A 16,491-nucleotide genomic window follows, 5' to 3' on the forward strand; every position below is an offset into this window, starting at 1 on the left:
TTCTCTTATTTTTTTGATTCAATCTCACCAAATAAAGTGACGTAAGCTAAGGTCAACTTATGTTCTGATGCCAAGTGAATCAAGGGTAAATTCTTTTGATGTGATTCTTTCATCAACACGGATGGCGGTAACATGCTTTCTAAAACAGGCAAACCTTCATCTTTTAATTGCTGAACCACTTCACGCGGTAACTTTGCTTGAGACTGGAATTGATTTACGACGATTCCTTCAATCTCCAAGCGATCATTATGATCATCTTGGGTTTCGAGTACATTTTCAATCAAAGTTTGTAACGCGCGTTTCGAGAAGACATCACAATCGAAAGGAATTAATACTCGGTCTGCTGAAATTAATGCTGATAACGTAAAAAAGTTAAAAGCTGGAGGAGTATCAATAAAAATACGGTCATAACGCGCACTCAGGGACTGAATCGAGTCGCGTAACTTATAAATTTTATGCTTACTTTCTAATGCATGCTCCAAAGCACCAAGACTTGGACTTGCAGGAATCACATCTAAGTTTTCAAAAGATGAACGATGAACGTAACTTTCTAAACCCTTACCACGTGGTGCTTTCAAAATTGAACCAATTGCGTTACCAATCAGGCCCTTTTGCTGCGTGCTTCCCAAAATATCTTCAAAGAAATTTTCAATGTTTGGCTCTAATGCTGCTTTGTCAGCAGAATATGTTGCATCTTCACCTAAAAGGTACTGGCTTGAATTTGCTTGTGGATCAAGATCAATCACCAAAGTTCTTAAACCTTGCTTAGCACTAATTGCAGCTAAGTTGACTGTAATACTTGATTTCCCTACACCACCTTTTTGGTTAAATACCACACGAGTTAACATGATTTCCCTCTACAAGATTTTTGTAAACTGCACGCAGTTTAACCTAGTGCAAAAACAATTACTAAAACAATGTCAAACAATTACGCAAAAACAGGTTTAATGATGACTAAGCCAATAATACCAACCAATGCCACTGTACCGACCAACAAACCTGCACGGCGCTGTTGTAACAACACGCTGTTATCTTTTTTATAAATTTTGATTAAAGATGACCAAAGTACAAAAAAGAGAATCACTTTGGCATAAAACCAAGGCGCAACCTCAAAGTTTTTCATCACCACTAAAATAGCACCTGTCACAATAATCAGCGTCAGTGATAAATGTTGTAAGCCAACGAGTGCTTTAAATCCCTTTGGATTTGGCTGCTGATCCTGAACACCAACAAATAAAGTTGCTGCACGAAAAACAAAAGCAATAATCAGCAAACTCACAGCGGACATATGAATAATTTTGGTGAGTAAATGTGCGTCCATGATCAATCCTTAACTTTTAGGTGCGTGTGCACATTCAGGACTGGCTGGCGCTTGACCTTGCCATTCACTAGGAACGTAAGCATGAATTGCTAAAGCATGAATTTTACCAGGACTCATCAGTTCAGCAGCCACAGCATAGATTTTTTGATGACGCTGTACTAAGCGTAAACCCTGAAACTCCTCACTCACCACAATCACTTTAAAATGCGATTCTTTTCCTGGGAAATAGCCTCCATGTCCAGCCGATTCATTCAGTACCTCCAAATGGGTCGGTGTTAAGGTTTGCAAACGCTCAATCAACTGTTGCTCTAATTTCATCAGCCACTCTATAAAGTCAGATTGTGATAGTGCCTTAGTATACATGACCCTAGATGAAGAGAAAATTTTGTACAAAATTTTGCCTTTTAACTTTTTTAATCGCAGAAATGCTTTAATTTTATGCAATTAATTAATTTATTTGCATAAAGTTGTTGACCCTTGTTTTGCTTAATGTATTATAAGCGGCACGCGGGAATAGCTCAGTTGGTAGAGCATAACCTTGCCAAGGTTGGGGTCGCGAGTTCGAGTCTCGTTTCCCGCTCCAGTTTGGTTTTTTAAGTGTAAGTTTTAGTAAAAACTGCTCAATATGCGGGAATAGCTCAGTTGGTAGAGCATAACCTTGCCAAGGTTGGGGTCGCGAGTTCGAGTCTCGTTTCCCGCTCCAAATTTAAAAGGCCCTAGTCGAAAGATTAGGGCTTTTTTCTTGCTAAGATTTCTTTAATACATCATCTCTCGCCAATAAAAAAGGTGCCTCATTGAGATAGAGACACCCGTGTTTTAGTTCGGTCAATCTATCTCACTAAGCGACTGACTTTTCATCTAATCGGCGCATTCTCGGTTTATATAGCACACGATAAGTCACGCTTAAAATTAAAATCCATAACGGACTAATGTATAAGGCTTTCAAGGTATCGGGTTCAAGCGCCAAAATCACTAAAGTAAACATCAAGAACGCGATCACGACATAAGACATGAACACCCCACCCGGCATTTTGAATGTTGATTGGGCATGTAATTCAGGACGTAACTTACGGTAGCGGATATAACACACCATAATCAGACTCCAGACGCTGATAAATAGAATCACGCATAAAGAGCTTGCTAAGGTAAATGCTTCAATCGTGTTTGGCACAAAGTATTGTAGTACCGCGCCTCCCATGATGAATACACAAGAGAAGATTAAACCATTGGCTGGAACAGCACTCTTTGATAACCGACCAAAAGCATTAGGCGCCTGACCATCTTTCGATAAACCAAATAACATCCGACTTGTTGAGAACACACCACTATTCATGGATGACATCACCGAAGATAACACCACAAGATTCATGATAATCGCAGAAGTCACAATCCCTGCATTTAAGAATAATTCAACAAAAGGACTTTTATCCGCACGAATATGATCCCAAGGTGTCACAGACATTACCACGAGTAAAGCCAAAACATAGAACAAAATAATACGAATCGGAATCGCATTAATCGCCTTGGGTAAGTTCTTGTGAGGATCTTTGGTTTCAGCGGCTGTTGTTCCGATTAACTCCACACCAACAAAAGCAAAAACTGCGATTTGGAATCCTGCTAAGAAGCCATCTAAACCTTTGGGGAACATACCACCGTGCGACCAAATATTACTAAATGAAGCAACGGTGCCATGTGGCGCAACAAAATGGCTGAAAATCATATAACCGCCAACGGCGATTAATCCCATAATTGCCAAAATTTTGATTAAAGCAAACCAAAATTCAACTTCACCAAACAATTTGACTGTAAGCAAATTCAATGCTAAGACAAATAAGACACAGCCCGCACTAATCATCGCTTGGCCAATTGGCGTAAAGGTTGTGCCGTCAGGCAACCAAAAGCCAAGATAATTAATCACAGCCGCTAAGTCAGCGATACCGACCAAAACCCAACCTAGCCAATAAGTCCAACCCAAATAATAACCAGCCCATGGACCAATCAAATCATGTGCCATATCCACAAAAGATTTGTACTGTAAGTTTGCAAGTAATAACTCTCCTAATGCACGCATCAGAAAAAAGAACATCCCACCAATAATCATATAAATGAACAGAATAGATGGGCCTGCAAGGGAGATCGTTTTACCTGAACCCATAAAGAGTCCTGTACCAATCGCACCGCCGATCGCAATCAATTGCAAATGGCGATTGGAAAGTTTCCGTTGTAAGTCTTGAGGCGCTTGTTCGTCCTCTGACTGATTTTGAATCACCGTCATAATAAAAGTTCCTTTTTACTATTTCCTAAAATAAATCCGCCGATAATTTATGAGCTTAGCCAGCTGTCTTTTTAAATAACGGATCTATTTTGATTACTCGAAAACACGTATCTGAATCCATTTTGGCGATTACAAATACGTGAATTTTCTCGTTTTTAAACATGTTTAAACAAAAATAAAGCTGATCGCTTTATTTTTGTGCTGCAATAACTGCAATTTCAATCAGCCATTTTGGATTGACCAAATCGGCTTGAATGGTGGCACGCGATGGTGCAACACTGTCTTTTAACCAATCCACATAAATCGCATTAACCTTTGGAAAATCAGCAAGGTCTTTGAGAAAAAGTTGAACCGAAAGTAAACGCGATTTATCACTATTTGCTAAAGCAAGTAACTGTTCAATCGTTGCAAGAATATCTCTCGTTTGCCCCTCAATATCTAAATCTGGATTTTTAGGGACTTGTCCTGATAAATACACCACTTGATTAAAGACGGTGACAGCACTCATCACCTCGGTGCTATTGATTTTCTGGATATCTGAATGTGACATGATGACTTCCTTAGTCTTGAGTGATAAATGGAACTCGTGCAGTTACACCACACATGAGTTCATAGCCAACTGTGCCTGAGGCTGCTGCAACATCATCAATGGATAGAATTTGTCCTGTTTTGGAGGTTCCCCAAAGTACAACTTCACTGCCAATCTCAGCATTCGGTACTGGCGTTAAATAAACTGCCAACATATCCATACTGACTCGTCCAATAGTTCGAGTACGAATTCCATTGACTAAAACAGGGGTGCCTGTAGGAGAAATACGCTGATAACCATCTGCATAGCCACACGCCACAATGCCAATGGTCATCGCATGCGCAGCGACAAAATTCGAGCCATAGCCCACACTTTCATTGGCATTTAACTGTTGGATTGCAATCAGTTCACTGCGCAAACTCATGGTCGGGGCAAGCCCCCAATCTTGGATATTATGCTGAGGATAGTCGGGAGAGCTTCCATACAGCATGATGCCACCACGGACATAATCGGAGTGTAGTTGAGATGAATATCTGAGGATGGCGGCACTATTGCTCACCGATCTTTCCCCAGGTAAATCTTGAATTGTGCTTTCAAATTCTGTGAGTTGATAGTCCACGCCAGCTTGATCAAAACGCTCCCCATCTGCATCAGAGAAATGCGTCATATGCGTGATTTTAGCAACATGATTAAGGCGTTGCAGATGCTGCCAGACTTTGCGGTATTGTTGTGGCTTGAAACCTAAGCGGTTCATACCACTGTTCATTTTTAAGAAAATATCAAACTGTGCAGGGTAAATGTGCTGCTGCACCCACTCAACTTGTTGCTCATTATGAATAGTAAAACTGAGTTGATACTGGACACAATCAAATAAATCTTGAGGAGCGAAAATCCCTTCGAGCAGTAGAATAGGTCCTGCCCAACCGAGTGCTCGTAGTCGTTTTGCTTCTTCAATATCCAGTAAAGCAAAACCGTCTGCTGTTTTAAATGATTCATAAACACGTTCAATACCATGTCCGTAAGCATTGGCTTTGACTACAGCAAACACCTTGCTATCTGGAACACTTGCTCTCAAGACCTCAAGGTTTTGACGCAAAGCCTGAGTATGGATGACCGCAGTAATTGGGCGAGGCATAATAAACTTCCTTGTACGCTGTAATTATGCTGCGTGTGAATAGCGCTGAATGGACAAACCATCCGTACTAATATCTGGGCGATGATTCATCACAAGATCACTAATTAATTTCCCTGAACCACATGCCATCGTCCAACCTAAAGTGCCATGTCCCGTATTCAAGAATAAATTCTTATACTGGGTCGCACCGATAATCGGGGTACTATCAGGTGTCATTGGACGTAAGCCCGTCCAGAACGAAGCTTGCTGTAAATCACCACCAGGGAATAAATCTTGAGTCACCATTTCTAAAGTGGCACGACGGTCTTCATTCAAGCCCAAATTAAAACCACTCAATTCCGCCATACCACCAACACGAATACGTTGATCAAAACGTGTAATCGCAACTTTGTAAGTTTCATCTAAAACAGTGGATTGTGGTGCAAGTGCAGGATCAACAATTGGAATTGTTAATGAATAGCCCTTCACTGGATATACAGGCAAATTTAGCGCCAATGGTTTGAGGAAGTCACGAGAATAACTACCAAAAGCAAGAACAAAACGGTCGGCTGTTAAAACTGCTCCATTGACCATGACGCCTTTGATTTCATCACCTTCAACAATTAAGTTTTCAACATTCTGATCAAACTTAAACTCCACACCCAAATCTTGTGCCAGTTTTGCCAAGGCATTGGTGAATAAATAACAATCACCTGTCTCATCATTTGGCAAATGTAAACCACCCACTAACTTATCGGTATGCGCTAAAGCAGGCTCTACGCGTGCTAACTCTTGTGCATTAAGTAAATCGAAATCCACACCACATTCTTTGAGCACTTGAATATCACGTTGCACCGCCTCTAGCTGAGCGTCATTACGGAATACTTGCAACGTGCCTCTAGAACGATTTTCGTAATTAATGCCAGTTTTTGTTCTTAGATCACGCAGACAGTCACGGCTATATTCCGCAACACGCATCATGCGCTCTTTGTTCACTGCATAGCTTTGTGGATTACAGTTTTTCAGCATTTGAGCCATCCACTGTAACTGCCACATACTGCCGTCAATATTAATGGCTAGTGGTGCATGATGTTGAAACATCCATTTAACTGCTTTAAAAGGAATTCCTGGCGCTGCCCACGGTGTCGAATATCCCGGGGAAATTTGCCCTGCATTACCAAAGCTGGTTTCCTTGGCAGGACCCGATTGACGATCAAGCACAGTCACTTGAGCACCTTGCTGTGCAAGGTAATAAGCACTTGCTACACCAATAACACCACTTCCTAAGACGATGACGCGCATAACAATCCCTCACGCACACTAGTTTATTTAACTAGTATATTTTTGCATCAATAGTTTTTTTCACTATTTTTAGGCTTATAATCTAGGTAATTTCATGTTTTCGTCGTGAAAAAATTAAAATAAAAGGGAATAATCTATGCGTAAATTAGACCGTATTGATCGCCTGATTTTAGATATTCTGCAACGTGAAGGTCGGATTGCGATTAGTGAGCTGGCTTTACGTGTCAATTTGTCCACCACCCCGTGTTCAGAACGTGTTAAACGCTTAGAGCGTGAAGGGATCATCATGGGCTATTACGCACGGCTCAATCCTGCCCATGTTGACCGCAGTCTTTTGGTATTTTTAGAAATTAAACTTTCAGCCAAATCTGGTGATGTTTTTGATCAAGTTGCACGTGACCTTGTTGATATTCCCGAAGTTTTGGAATGTCATTTGATCTCAGGAGAGTTTGATTATTTAGTTAAAGCAAGACTAAAAGAAATGAGTGCCTATCGACGTTTATTAGGTGATTTACTTAAAAAGCTGCCTGCTTCGGCATCTTCACATAGCTATGTCGTGATGGAAGAAGTCAAAGAAAGTCTTTATTTGGATGTGAGTAAATAAGATTAAATTGCGTCCTACCAACGATTAAAAATGTTTCAGCCTGCAGATGCAGGCTGAATATATATGATTACTCGTCTTCATCATCGTAGATATAGCTCATACAACCCCAACCGTCATATTCACCATCAAACTCTTGTGCAATACGTGTCATCCACTCTTCTAAATCAGCAATATCATCATATTCAAGCATCATATTAATATGAATATTCAACACCCACATATCTGAGCCATCTGAGTGTAACTCTTCTTGATAAAGTGAGATCTTTTGTTCTTGGTGCAACAGATGGAGTGCACATTTTTCAACTTGCTCTTGTTTTTCAAACACAATCGAAAATTCAACTTCATGTGGCTCAGTGAGATCATTGCCATCTTCAACCATCTGCCACAAGACATTACCATTATCATTGTCTGGAAATTGTTCATAGTCGCGTGTCATATCAATATCCTTTGTTATGTTTTGATTTCATTATTGGCTATAGATTAACCTATTTTTATGTCAGTTTTTAGACGCAACAATTATATTATCATCAAAAAAGGATAGAAATTTTTAACTACTCGCATCCATCTCATCCAATTGAATTGACAGCACTACCTGATCAATACAGCGAATACCTTGCTCATAAATCGGTTCAGGATAGGATTTAAATACATCTCGTTGAATATGCGACATACGAAAACCACATTTTTGATAAAGCGCCAGTTGATTAAGACTAGAATTTCCAGTTTTAACCCAGACCTTGCTCCCTAAAGATGCTTTCACATATTCAATTGCATGACTGATTAATAATTTGGCTAAACCCAAACCTTGATGATCTCGCCTTACACTTAAATTTTTAATTTCAAACTCATCGTGATTGCACTGCAATAAACAAAGTTCTGCAATCACATCCTGCTGCTGATTGAACATGATAAATAAGCTGACATCTGGCAGATAGCTAAGAACCTGTTGCCAATCTGGGTCAGCGCTAAGTAATAATTCTTTTAATTGTTTTTGGTTTAAATCTGATAGCTCAGACCATTGCAATATGTCTATGCTCGAAAAGATCGTCAAAATACGACTCCTTATTTTTTTCGCAAAAGCACATAACTAAATTTTTGCTGATTTCCTACTGGGGTCATATGAAGTGCTTTGCCTTGATGAATCACGTCAAATTCAATTGATCCAAAAAAATCAATGAGCTGCTGCGGACTATAGCGCTGCACATCTAAGCCACTACATTTTAATGCGCCGTCTTCTGCAAAAGTGGAGATTGCTAAATAGGCACCTGATTTCAACGCATGTAACACCTGTGCTAAATATTGCTGTCTCTCCTGCTCCGTAATTAAGAAATGGAAAACTGCACGATCATGCCATAAGTCAAACTGCGCTGCGCTAAAGTTAACATCTAATACATTTGCTACAAGCCAATTTACTTGATCTGCATTTACGCCTAGACGTTGCTGACTGCGCTGGAGAGCAGCCTCAGCCAAATCTAAAACGGTGATGTGTTCAAATCCTTGCATCAGTAAATGATCAACCAACACAGAAGCCCCACCACCCACATCAATAATCTGTGCATCGGCAGTTAGACGTGCAGATTCAATTAATTGCAATGAGGTTTCTGCTTGAGCCTGAAACCAACTCAGTTCAGTGGGTTGTTTAGCGGTGTAAATATTTTGCCAATGTCTTACTAATTCTTGATTCATTCAAAGGCTCAAAACATTATATGATTTTATAATCTATTATAAATCTTCAAACTTGGCTAGCCATACTATACTTTTCTTTGAAAATGCGCGTGTAAGCATACTTTAAAAAGGAACTACCGACTCAAGCTCGATTGTAGATTGTTTTAACGGATGTTGAAAAGCAAGATAGGTGGCATGCAATGCCATACGTTTAAAATGGAATTTGGCAGGTTCAGGATGATAAAGTTTATCGCCCATAATGGGATGTCCAATATGCATCATATGTACACGAAGCTGATGTGAGCGTCCTGTCACTGGTTCTAAACGCACTCTACTTTGATCTGTTGTCACATCATACTCAATAGATTGGAATAGCGTTTTGGCAGGCTTTCCCAATTCAAAATGCACCATCTGACGAGGACGATTTTCCCAATCTGTAATCAAGGGCACTTCCACACTGCCGTCTTGCTCAATCTGTCCTTGTACAAGCGCCACATAATATTTTTTAACCGTTCGTGCTTGGAACATTTTGCTAATCGCAACTTCAGCATCTCTATGCTTCGCGAACATCAACAATCCTGATGTTGCCATATCTAAACGATGTGTAACTTTAGCAGAAGGATATTGTGCTAAAACGCGCAAATACGCACTATCTTGATGTTCAGGCAAACGCCCCATGACCGACAATAGTCCTGCTGGCTTATTAATCACCACTAAATCTTCATCCTCATAGATCATCTCAAGTGGATCTTGCGGCGGTAGATAAATAAAGTTGTCATTTAGGGGCATGAGCAGTAAAAGTTCTAAATAAAGCGGGGCAATTATAGCGAGTTCTCAGCCAAAAACGAATTTTGAGATGAAATCCTGAACAGAGAACTCGTTTTATTGAAATGTTATTGAAGATGTCTAGAGTTAATGCCGTTGCCTGTTTTGATTATTATTGTTGCGACATTAACTCGTATATTTTTATGATGCTGTTTTTATCGCTTTATTTAAACTGTCTTTATACAGCTGCTCTAAAGTTGCAATGTCTCGATTTAAAAAAGTAATCAAATATTCTTTCGCACGACTCAACGTTAGATGATTAAAAGAAATCGTGTCTTTGCTCTTACGTGTCACCAATCCGAATAAATCTTTTTTAGGAATAAACACCGGAATATCGCTTTCTAATTTAAATTCAAGCTGCTGTGTTTGTGAAAAGGCATCTATTGTGATGCGTAAGGTTTGTTCAGTGTAATCATCTCGTACAATAAAGCTGGTACTTGCACCATCTAGCTGTAACTGACGAACCAATTGCTGACGCCATCCCATCTCATCGAAACGAGCAACGATCGTTTCTAAATCAAAAGCACCCAAATGATCAGCTTCATTTCGATTGGTTTGATGCGGATAACGTATTTTAAGATCGAATTCTTTCATTATTTTTATGACCTCTTCCAATATGATCAATTTTCTAGTTTCAATTATATCATTTTGTTTTTTATTATAAAAACATGAGTTTATATTCAAAAAATAAATATTCTAAGACCTATTTCACACTTATATTTAAATTCATTGATCGGGGTTTTATTATTTTTATCTGATTGGTCATATTCTGTTTATATTAAATTTTTTAGGGTATCAAGGGAAAACATGTTGTTTACTTCAACACCTATGACTTTGTAAGCCATAACCTTTGCCTATAGACTTTTGATCTATAGCGTCCTAAGCCGAATCGAGACCTTTTGGGTTTGTACACACTTGCTTTATAAGCATCGGTGCATGCTACTCTTTTCGATCCCTTTCACACCCTTGAGACATAGTTTAGGCAGATCAGTGCGGGATTGTTTTCCTAAAAACTGGTATTTTTCGCCACTAATGAAATAATTTCGCATATCTCATGTCACAATCAGAATTATTTTCCATTTCAATAAAAAATAACTGATTTAAATTCCGATATATTCAAATTTACATGTGTATTTTTTCATGAGCTTATAAAATTTAAGCCCAAATCACCATAATCGCTGCCACGATCACCAACCACAAACCCAAATGATCAGTTCTCGCCAATTTTTCCTTAAAGAAAAATGCAGAGATCAATAAACTGAATAAAATCTCGACCTGACCCAGTGTTTTCACAATCGCCACAGTTTGCATACTCATGGCACTGAACCACCCCACAGATGCTAAAAAACTGCAAACACTCACACGAAAGGTCAGACCAAGACGTTGCCACATTTTATATAACGTACTTCGACTAAAGATTCCCAAATACAGCAATAATGCAATGCACTGAAAACTAATCAAACTGCACAACACCCATCCTGCACGATGCAAAAATGGCAACATGCTCAGCTCTAAACTAGCTTCACGTACCAGAAGTGAAGTAATGGCAAAACATAAACCACTGCCTAAACCAATGATTAAAGTATTAAAGGAAAGTTGCGTACTATGTCGACCTTTACTCAATAAAAAAACTGCGATTGCCCCAATCAATACACCAACCCAGCCCCACGTGGTCAACCGTTCCTGTAGAAAAACCACTGCAATCAAGGCTGCCAAAATCGCTTCACTTTTAGCCAACCCGATACCAATCGCATAATTCTTTTGTTGAAATAGTTTCACCATCAAAGCTGTCGCAAAAATTTGGCTGATTCCTGCAATCACCACGTAAAGCCAGAATGTATTGGAAAAATGGACTTGAGCAGTGACAGGTTGATGCAGATAAAGGAATGCTAAGTAACTAAACGCAAAAATCGGAGAAAAGATAAATCGAGCCAATGTCGTACCATACGCATCGACTGTGGTACTGAGCTGTTTTTGAAATGCGTTGCGCCACGCCTGCATAAATGCAGCCATGATCGTGAATAGAATCCAAGTAAATGCCATAAACGCCAACGCACTATCAAAATGTGTGTGTAATTTACTCGCTTCATTGTGATTTTTCGAGCATTGCTTCGGAAAAAATAGATTCTTTTCAACGTGAAAAAGTGCTTTACACTTAAATCATTAAGCACTTATAAACACGGTATTGGCTTTCAGCATCGATGGGGCAAAATCCACCATACGGCGTAAAGTTCGGGTGAAATGCGCTTGATCAGAAAAGCCTGATTCAACCGCAATCTCAATCAAAGTTTTGCCCTGCATCCACAACTTGATGGCATAGCAGATACGCAACCACAAGATATATTGCCGCATAGATAGTCCGAGTTGCTGACTAAACAGATGCATCAAACGTGACTCCGATAGTCCTACCTGTAGCGCAACATCTGCGATGGTTGGAATTTGATGAGGCACACACCGTTTGATGTATTCACATGCGAGTTGAATCCGTTGATCCCACGGTAAAGCCTTTAATGGCTGAGGATTAAGTGCCAATAACACATCCATCAGCAATTGCTTTACTTGTTCTAAACTGAGTTGAGCAGTCATCAATTGCTGAAACTGTTTTTGAAAAGATTTAAGTCGAGCGGCAGACAAAGAACAAAATGCTTGTCCATTCAATAAAGGGTGCAGATAAGCGTAAAGCACATGATCAGGATCGATCAGAATTGCAATATAAGGTTGATTCTGTGAATCTGTACTGTGGCTAACATTAGGTGCCATCACTACAACTTCATGATCGCTAGCAGGTTGATCTTCAACAGCTAATGCGAAAGTAGTTCCCAAACCAATTTGTAATAATGCTGGAAAATGCGCGTGTGCTTTATTCAAATGATCTTGAGTCACATACACAATCACGCCATCCCACGCATAGACCAAGCTTTTATGCGGTGTGGGCGAGTCTAATTCGGTGTGTGGAGATAGCATATTCGTTCAAGACCATTTCGGTTGAAGTGTTCAAAATGAAGACGACTTTAAACGAAAGGAATAGTCGTATGTCTCACAATACTCAAGAACTGATGAAAAACAATACCGTGCAGATGGAAGCCAGTGAAGTTCGTTATAAAACCCTTGCTGAATTTTATCCTTTTTATCTTTCGCAACATGAAAATGCGACTTGTCGTCGTCTGCATTTCGTGGGAACAAGCTGCGTGATTGGTATCGCTGCTGCATCTGTTGCAACTGGAAATGCCAAATTACTTTGGGCTTTACCTATAGTCGGATATGGCTTTGCGTGGGTCGGTCATTTTTTTTATGAGCACAATAAACCTGCGACCTTTAAGCAGCCATTCTTTAGCCTCGCCTGCGATTTTATTATGTATAAAGACATCCTATTAAAACGTGTGAAGTGGTGATCTTGAAGCTTGAGCACAGCTTATAAACTGTATTGAATTCAAGTAAATCTAATTCATACGATGGTTTGTATCTATATAATCTACTGAATTAGATTTTCTTCTGGACATAAGGAATCTCAAAGACCTCAATATTTTTATGTGGTTGACCCCAATCACAAGGATGCGGTATCCGCGCTAGAAAAATCTTTGCATCATCTTCTTTTGAAAGCGTATTCAATGTTTCGATCGCCCAATCTTGGGTGTCGCTTTCATCCTGACTCATAATAAATAACTTATGTTCAGCCCGCCCTAACACTAACTTATTCATATCAAGCAACAAGGCTCTTGAATCTTTCCGTTTAAATTCGCTTTCAATAATCCATACTGCTTTACGAATTGCCTGAAGCTTTGCATATTTTGAGTGGGGATGTCTTTTCTTACTTGCGGTATCAAACTCGGTCATTTCCGCAATAACGATGTCAAATAAAAATTCAGTTAAACCAAACATTTGAGCGTTGTTATCTTCTTGATGATCATCTTTTCGATTTTTACGATAAAACGCTTGGAAATTTTCTGCTGAAATTTCTGTTTGTTGTGAGGCTTTCAGTAATGCTTTCGCAAAGATTTCAATCCATATTCGGCTGCGATTGGCATGACGGAAGCGTTGTTCAGACTCAATATTTTCCAATTCAAAGGCATTACAATATTCAACAGCTTGATTAAATGAATTTTGAATTATGTTTTTTAAAATATCTAATTCCATATCATACCTTTATGATTAGTAAGCTGACGGATTGATCTGAGTTTTTCTGTACCCAACGTGCAACCACAATCACGAGAATAATCACAAATATCGTCATCACCACAGGCATCACAAATGCCAAGATCGACAAGACAATTGAGCCAATCAATTCACCCGTTGCCACCACAAAATTACCCAGTCCACCAGTGGTTGCCGTTGAAACGCCACGTGCAGCTACCGTACTCATTTGCACCACGCCTGCTGTTCCGCCCCCCACGATCAGCGCGGCTGCCCACGTCGCAAACTGTGACATTTCCCCACTACTGACAGCCATCGTACTGAGTGTGCCAGCAACCACAGCGGCAGGTGTGGCAATAGTATCTAACAGGTTATCGACCCACGGCACATAGTAAGCTGCGATTTCACAGATGGTTGCAAATCCAAGTGCAGCGCATACAGATGGAATGGCTAACCATTCAAAGCCTTTGGCAGGTTCATACCAACCCAACAAAGTTGCAATGCTCATCACCAATAAAGGAACAAAGACACGAAAACCACAGGCAGCGCTTAATCCTACGCCGATACAAAGTCCTAAAATTGTTTCCATCTGGGTTTTCCTTATTTTTGTTGGATATAGCTATCTTGTTATTTCATATTTTAAAGTAACAAAAAAGCCCTATCGAGTGACAGGGCTTTCATCAAAACAGTGGGTAACTGTTTGGTGTTTGCGGCTTAGGCATTCTTACTGTTGAATTGATTGCCAAGGCATTTGGTACACGGAGGTAAACGATCAGTACCAATTTCTAAATAGGTGCGGTGTCCGCATTGAACACAAAAATAGAAACCAGTTCCAGGTTTTTCGCCAGCAGTAACCATCTTTGTTCTCCATAGATTTTAGAAATGGTTCATATACTATAGCGTGATAGTTTTGATTATTTATTGACCTTTCTGACGAATGGTGGTGGCGGAAAGGTGAAGAATGGGATTTAGATAATTTGATTAGACAATTATAAAAATTTTGAGGAGTGGAGATTCTCTACTTTTCCATAATAGGAATAGATTGTTCAGAGCACCAAACCTCAAGAATAGATTCAAGAATCTCAATCATGAGATACAACAGGAGTCATATCTAGCAACTAAATACGAAAAGCCCGACGTAATGTTCTTTTTTTATGTAATAACTTATATATTTTCAGAATCTACAAGACCAATTCTTTTTAACATCAGCTTTCCGAGGGGAGTAATAAATCTATAGGAAATCTGCGGCAAGCCCTGTTGATCAAATTGAGGCAATCCTGTTTTTCTATCAATTCGATATTTCACTTTAATCAGCCCAAGTCTTTCTAAATGTGATTTATAGTTTTCCTGAATATCCCTTTTCTCTAAAATATTGTCATCGACACCAATATATGTTCTAACTGGCTCAATAACGTTTTCATGCTTCCGTCGAAATTCTTCATCGCCATCAATTGTTGGCTCTAAAAAGAAACGTAACCAAATTACTTCTTGATCATTAAGCTCACCTAGTAATCTTAAAACATACTTACTATCTGCATAATTTTTTGCTGCATCTGATATACCATTTGCTACTAAGTTTGCAATATATTCTCTTCTTTCGTTAGAAAGTGATCTTGATGCTTGAATAAATCCCTCTTCAATTAGATCCACAATCAATTCGTTTTGTTTAGCATTTTCTAATAAATTACTATCAATTTTTTGAACTTTTTCGTCCAATAATTTTATATATTGTACTAATCTATCCATTCGCTGGTCAGGAATAATAGCTCCTACAACTTCTGAAAGGATAGAACCAAATCCAGGCACTAAACCTACCACAGCTTTATAAGTCGCAACTCTATGATCTAAAAAATTTGCATTTAAGTTACTATCTTTTTCTATCATGTCACTACCTGAATATATCCATTATTTATACTTTCTAAGCTTATTAGATCCCATAAAAACCCCACTTTAAAGCAGGGTATTTTTCAAACAATATCAATTACTTTTAGCTAAAGTATTAAGCTACTTGACCTTCTAAAAAGTCCTGTGCAAAACGCTGTAATACCCCACTCGCATCATACACAGAAACTTCTTCTTCGGTATCTAGGTAGTATGTTACTGAAAATTTTATCTAAGTAATTTAAGGCTAGATTAAAGTAAAGCTAAAACTCGTCCCTTCAATATTTTTAGAAAACACATAATCTGGATGAATCTCTCTAAATTTATTATCATCAATCAATCTTTTTAAGTAATCTTCTTCCACAGTAGGATGCACACCTAAACACCAAAGTGAGCGTCCTGTAGTAGCACTAGAACCTTTGACTTTTTCATATTTTTCAATATCTTTCAGCATGTAGCGAATGCAATTAGAAGCATTTTCATGCTGCTTAATTTCCAATGGTATTGCACTTTGCTTGAATTTTTGGCGTATTAGAAAGTCTATAGAACAAATATTTTTGTCCTTTGATATTCTTCTATCTAACTCATATCTTTTTTCTCTTTCAATTTCAGAGACATTAGGATGGTTAAATAAAAATATTGCAAACTCAACTTGAAGCCAAATCTCCCATCCTTTTATTTGATTTTTTATAAATTGGTTAAGTTTATTCACTATCTCTGTTTGCTGAAAAAACTCGTTAGCAAGCTCTTTTAAGAAATTTAAATCATCTTTCAGTATTTTCATTTTCATCTAACTGTAAAAAACCCCATCATCAAGATAGGGTCTTTTTACAACAAAATCAAT

Annotated in this window: 21 protein-coding genes, 2 tRNA genes and 1 pseudogene; 4 read left to right on the forward strand and 20 right to left on the reverse strand. The window is 38.9% G+C overall.

The window, feature by feature from the left end; genetic code table 11:
* Positions 1 to 5 precede the first annotated feature (5 nt).
* From AAV96_RS10530 to AAV96_RS10540, 3 genes are all read right to left on the reverse strand, one after another.
* Positions 6 to 848 (reverse strand): ParA family protein, encoded by an 843-nt coding sequence (locus AAV96_RS10530; protein ID WP_004665257.1) that lies wholly within the window; start codon positions 846 to 848, stop codon positions 6 to 8.
* Positions 849 to 928: 80 nt separating this feature from the next.
* Positions 929 to 1,321 (reverse strand): SirB2 family protein, encoded by a 393-nt coding sequence (locus AAV96_RS10535; protein WP_005155351.1) that lies wholly within the window; start codon positions 1,319 to 1,321, stop codon positions 929 to 931.
* A gap of 9 nt (positions 1,322 to 1,330) precedes the next feature.
* A complete protein-coding gene (locus AAV96_RS10540) occupies positions 1,331 to 1,639 on the reverse strand; it encodes a BolA family protein (RefSeq protein WP_004665260.1) in 309 nt (102 codons plus the stop codon).
* 189 nt (positions 1,640 to 1,828) lie between these two features.
* Here AAV96_RS10540 and AAV96_RS10545 point away from each other — a divergent pair.
* Both AAV96_RS10545 and AAV96_RS10550 read left to right on the forward strand, forming a co-directional pair.
* Positions 1,829 to 1,904: transfer RNA gene (locus tag AAV96_RS10545), tRNA-Gly, on the forward strand.
* Positions 1,905 to 1,948: 44 nt separating this feature from the next.
* A tRNA-Gly gene (locus AAV96_RS10550) sits at positions 1,949 to 2,024 on the forward strand.
* 135 nt (positions 2,025 to 2,159) lie between these two features.
* Here the strand turns inward: AAV96_RS10550 and AAV96_RS10555 are convergent.
* From AAV96_RS10555 to AAV96_RS10570, 4 genes are all read right to left on the reverse strand, one after another.
* Positions 2,160 to 3,596: an amino acid permease gene (locus AAV96_RS10555; RefSeq protein WP_046739275.1), complete on the reverse strand. Its 1,437-nt coding sequence runs from the start codon at positions 3,594 to 3,596 to the stop codon at positions 2,160 to 2,162.
* A 190-nt stretch (positions 3,597 to 3,786) separates the two neighbouring features.
* Entirely contained in the window at positions 3,787 to 4,146 is a 360-nt protein-coding gene (locus tag AAV96_RS10560) for a RidA family protein (protein ID WP_004665264.1), read from the reverse strand.
* 10 nt (positions 4,147 to 4,156) lie between these two features.
* On the reverse strand, positions 4,157 to 5,260 hold the full coding sequence (gene alr, locus AAV96_RS10565) for an alanine racemase (protein ID WP_046739276.1): 1,104 nt from the start codon (positions 5,258 to 5,260) through the stop codon (positions 4,157 to 4,159).
* 24 nt (positions 5,261 to 5,284) lie between these two features.
* Entirely contained in the window at positions 5,285 to 6,541 is a 1,257-nt protein-coding gene (locus AAV96_RS10570) for a D-amino acid dehydrogenase (RefSeq protein WP_005218879.1), read from the reverse strand.
* Positions 6,542 to 6,677: 136 nt separating this feature from the next.
* On the opposite strand from AAV96_RS10570, the gene AAV96_RS10575 reads away from it, so the two are divergent.
* Positions 6,678 to 7,145: an Lrp/AsnC ligand binding domain-containing protein gene (locus AAV96_RS10575; RefSeq protein WP_005218880.1), complete on the forward strand. Its 468-nt coding sequence runs from the start codon at positions 6,678 to 6,680 to the stop codon at positions 7,143 to 7,145.
* Between the two features lie 67 nt (positions 7,146 to 7,212).
* On the opposite strand, the gene AAV96_RS10580 is transcribed toward AAV96_RS10575, so the two are convergent.
* The 7 genes from AAV96_RS10580 to AAV96_RS10610 form a co-directional block, all read right to left on the reverse strand.
* Positions 7,213 to 7,581, reverse strand: a complete 369-nt coding sequence (locus AAV96_RS10580) for a ribonuclease E inhibitor RraB (RefSeq protein WP_004665271.1) — start codon at positions 7,579 to 7,581, stop codon at positions 7,213 to 7,215.
* Between the two features lie 111 nt (positions 7,582 to 7,692).
* Positions 7,693 to 8,196, reverse strand: a complete 504-nt coding sequence (locus AAV96_RS10585; protein WP_081407490.1) for a GNAT family N-acetyltransferase — start codon at positions 8,194 to 8,196, stop codon at positions 7,693 to 7,695.
* Positions 8,197 to 8,207: 11 nt separating this feature from the next.
* Positions 8,208 to 8,831 carry a class I SAM-dependent methyltransferase gene (locus AAV96_RS10590; protein ID WP_046739277.1) on the reverse strand — a complete coding sequence of 208 codons (624 nt, stop codon included), beginning with the start codon at positions 8,829 to 8,831 and terminating at the stop codon, positions 8,208 to 8,210.
* Positions 8,832 to 8,933: 102 nt separating this feature from the next.
* Complete coding sequence (locus AAV96_RS10595; RefSeq protein ID WP_046739278.1) at positions 8,934 to 9,599, reverse strand: RluA family pseudouridine synthase; 666 nt, start codon at positions 9,597 to 9,599, stop codon at positions 8,934 to 8,936.
* A 177-nt stretch (positions 9,600 to 9,776) separates the two neighbouring features.
* Entirely contained in the window at positions 9,777 to 10,229 is a 453-nt protein-coding gene (locus tag AAV96_RS10600; RefSeq protein WP_004665277.1) for a hypothetical protein, read from the reverse strand.
* 561 nt (positions 10,230 to 10,790) lie between these two features.
* The gene (locus AAV96_RS10605) at positions 10,791 to 11,678 is read right to left on the reverse strand and encodes a DMT family transporter (RefSeq protein WP_046739279.1); all 888 of its coding nucleotides are present in this window, start codon (positions 11,676 to 11,678) and stop codon (positions 10,791 to 10,793) included.
* Positions 11,679 to 11,798: 120 nt separating this feature from the next.
* Entirely contained in the window at positions 11,799 to 12,599 is an 801-nt protein-coding gene (locus tag AAV96_RS10610) for a helix-turn-helix transcriptional regulator (protein WP_046739280.1), read from the reverse strand.
* 68 nt (positions 12,600 to 12,667) lie between these two features.
* On the opposite strand from AAV96_RS10610, the gene AAV96_RS10615 reads away from it, so the two are divergent.
* Complete coding sequence (locus AAV96_RS10615; protein ID WP_046739281.1) at positions 12,668 to 13,027, forward strand: DUF962 domain-containing protein; 360 nt, start codon at positions 12,668 to 12,670, stop codon at positions 13,025 to 13,027.
* Positions 13,028 to 13,115: 88 nt separating this feature from the next.
* Here AAV96_RS10615 and AAV96_RS10620 read toward each other — a convergent pair whose 3' ends face one another.
* From AAV96_RS10620 to AAV96_RS10635, 6 genes and pseudogenes are all read right to left on the reverse strand, one after another.
* Positions 13,116 to 13,769, reverse strand: coding sequence for a hypothetical protein (locus AAV96_RS10620; protein ID WP_046739282.1), 654 nt, complete (start codon positions 13,767 to 13,769; stop codon positions 13,116 to 13,118).
* 1 nt (position 13,770) lies between these two features.
* On the reverse strand, positions 13,771 to 14,355 hold the full coding sequence (locus AAV96_RS10625; protein WP_046739283.1) for a DUF4126 domain-containing protein: 585 nt from the start codon (positions 14,353 to 14,355) through the stop codon (positions 13,771 to 13,773).
* A 125-nt stretch (positions 14,356 to 14,480) separates the two neighbouring features.
* On the reverse strand, positions 14,481 to 14,624 hold the full coding sequence (locus AAV96_RS17990; protein WP_004637424.1) for a zinc ribbon-containing protein: 144 nt from the start codon (positions 14,622 to 14,624) through the stop codon (positions 14,481 to 14,483).
* 306 nt (positions 14,625 to 14,930) lie between these two features.
* Complete coding sequence (locus AAV96_RS10630; protein WP_046739284.1) at positions 14,931 to 15,650, reverse strand: hypothetical protein; 720 nt, start codon at positions 15,648 to 15,650, stop codon at positions 14,931 to 14,933.
* Between the two features lie 115 nt (positions 15,651 to 15,765).
* Positions 15,766 to 15,867, reverse strand: a pseudogene (locus tag AAV96_RS18575) (hypothetical protein); the annotation flags it as partial.
* A gap of 27 nt (positions 15,868 to 15,894) precedes the next feature.
* Positions 15,895 to 16,431: a hypothetical protein gene (locus AAV96_RS10635; RefSeq protein WP_227505846.1), complete on the reverse strand. Its 537-nt coding sequence runs from the start codon at positions 16,429 to 16,431 to the stop codon at positions 15,895 to 15,897.
* Positions 16,432 to 16,491: the final 60 nt, after the last annotated feature.

Source organism: Acinetobacter sp. AG1 (assembly GCF_001005525.1).
Lineage (GTDB): Bacteria > Pseudomonadota > Gammaproteobacteria > Pseudomonadales > Moraxellaceae > Acinetobacter > Acinetobacter modestus.

Bases quoted from the DNA above. Each gene is read 5' to 3' on its own strand.
- AAV96_RS10575 (WP_005218880.1), top strand. From the start codon at position 6,678: ATGCGTAAATTAGACCGTATTGATCGCCTGATTTTAGATATTCTGCAA.
- AAV96_RS10555 (WP_046739275.1), bottom strand. From the start codon at position 3,596: ATGACGGTGATTCAAAATCAGTCAGAGGACGAACAAGCGCCTCAAGAC.
- AAV96_RS10590 (WP_046739277.1), bottom strand. From the start codon at position 8,831: ATGAATCAAGAATTAGTAAGACATTGGCAAAATATTTACACCGCTAAA.
- AAV96_RS10605 (WP_046739279.1), bottom strand. From the start codon at position 11,678: ATGGCATTTACTTGGATTCTATTCACGATCATGGCTGCATTTATGCAG.
- AAV96_RS10600 (WP_004665277.1), bottom strand. From the start codon at position 10,229: ATGAAAGAATTCGATCTTAAAATACGTTATCCGCATCAAACCAATCGA.
- AAV96_RS10560 (WP_004665264.1), bottom strand. From the start codon at position 4,146: ATGTCACATTCAGATATCCAGAAAATCAATAGCACCGAGGTGATGAGT.
- AAV96_RS10535 (WP_005155351.1), bottom strand. From the start codon at position 1,321: ATGGACGCACATTTACTCACCAAAATTATTCATATGTCCGCTGTGAGT.
- AAV96_RS10620 (WP_046739282.1), bottom strand. From the start codon at position 13,769: ATGGAATTAGATATTTTAAAAAACATAATTCAAAATTCATTTAATCAA.
- AAV96_RS10570 (WP_005218879.1), bottom strand. From the start codon at position 6,541: ATGCGCGTCATCGTCTTAGGAAGTGGTGTTATTGGTGTAGCAAGTGCT.
- AAV96_RS10580 (WP_004665271.1), bottom strand. From the start codon at position 7,581: ATGACACGCGACTATGAACAATTTCCAGACAATGATAATGGTAATGTC.
- AAV96_RS10635 (WP_227505846.1), bottom strand. From the start codon at position 16,431: ATGAAAATACTGAAAGATGATTTAAATTTCTTAAAAGAGCTTGCTAAC.
- AAV96_RS10530 (WP_004665257.1), bottom strand. From the start codon at position 848: ATGTTAACTCGTGTGGTATTTAACCAAAAAGGTGGTGTAGGGAAATCA.
- AAV96_RS10540 (WP_004665260.1), bottom strand. From the start codon at position 1,639: ATGAAATTAGAGCAACAGTTGATTGAGCGTTTGCAAACCTTAACACCG.
- AAV96_RS10610 (WP_046739280.1), bottom strand. From the start codon at position 12,599: ATGCTATCTCCACACACCGAATTAGACTCGCCCACACCGCATAAAAGC.
- AAV96_RS10630 (WP_046739284.1), bottom strand. From the start codon at position 15,650: ATGATAGAAAAAGATAGTAACTTAAATGCAAATTTTTTAGATCATAGA.
- AAV96_RS10615 (WP_046739281.1), top strand. From the start codon at position 12,668: ATGTCTCACAATACTCAAGAACTGATGAAAAACAATACCGTGCAGATG.
- AAV96_RS10625 (WP_046739283.1), bottom strand. From the start codon at position 14,355: ATGGAAACAATTTTAGGACTTTGTATCGGCGTAGGATTAAGCGCTGCC.
- alr (WP_046739276.1), bottom strand. From the start codon at position 5,260: ATGCCTCGCCCAATTACTGCGGTCATCCATACTCAGGCTTTGCGTCAA.
- AAV96_RS10595 (WP_046739278.1), bottom strand. From the start codon at position 9,599: ATGCCCCTAAATGACAACTTTATTTATCTACCGCCGCAAGATCCACTT.
- AAV96_RS17990 (WP_004637424.1), bottom strand. From the start codon at position 14,624: ATGGTTACTGCTGGCGAAAAACCTGGAACTGGTTTCTATTTTTGTGTT.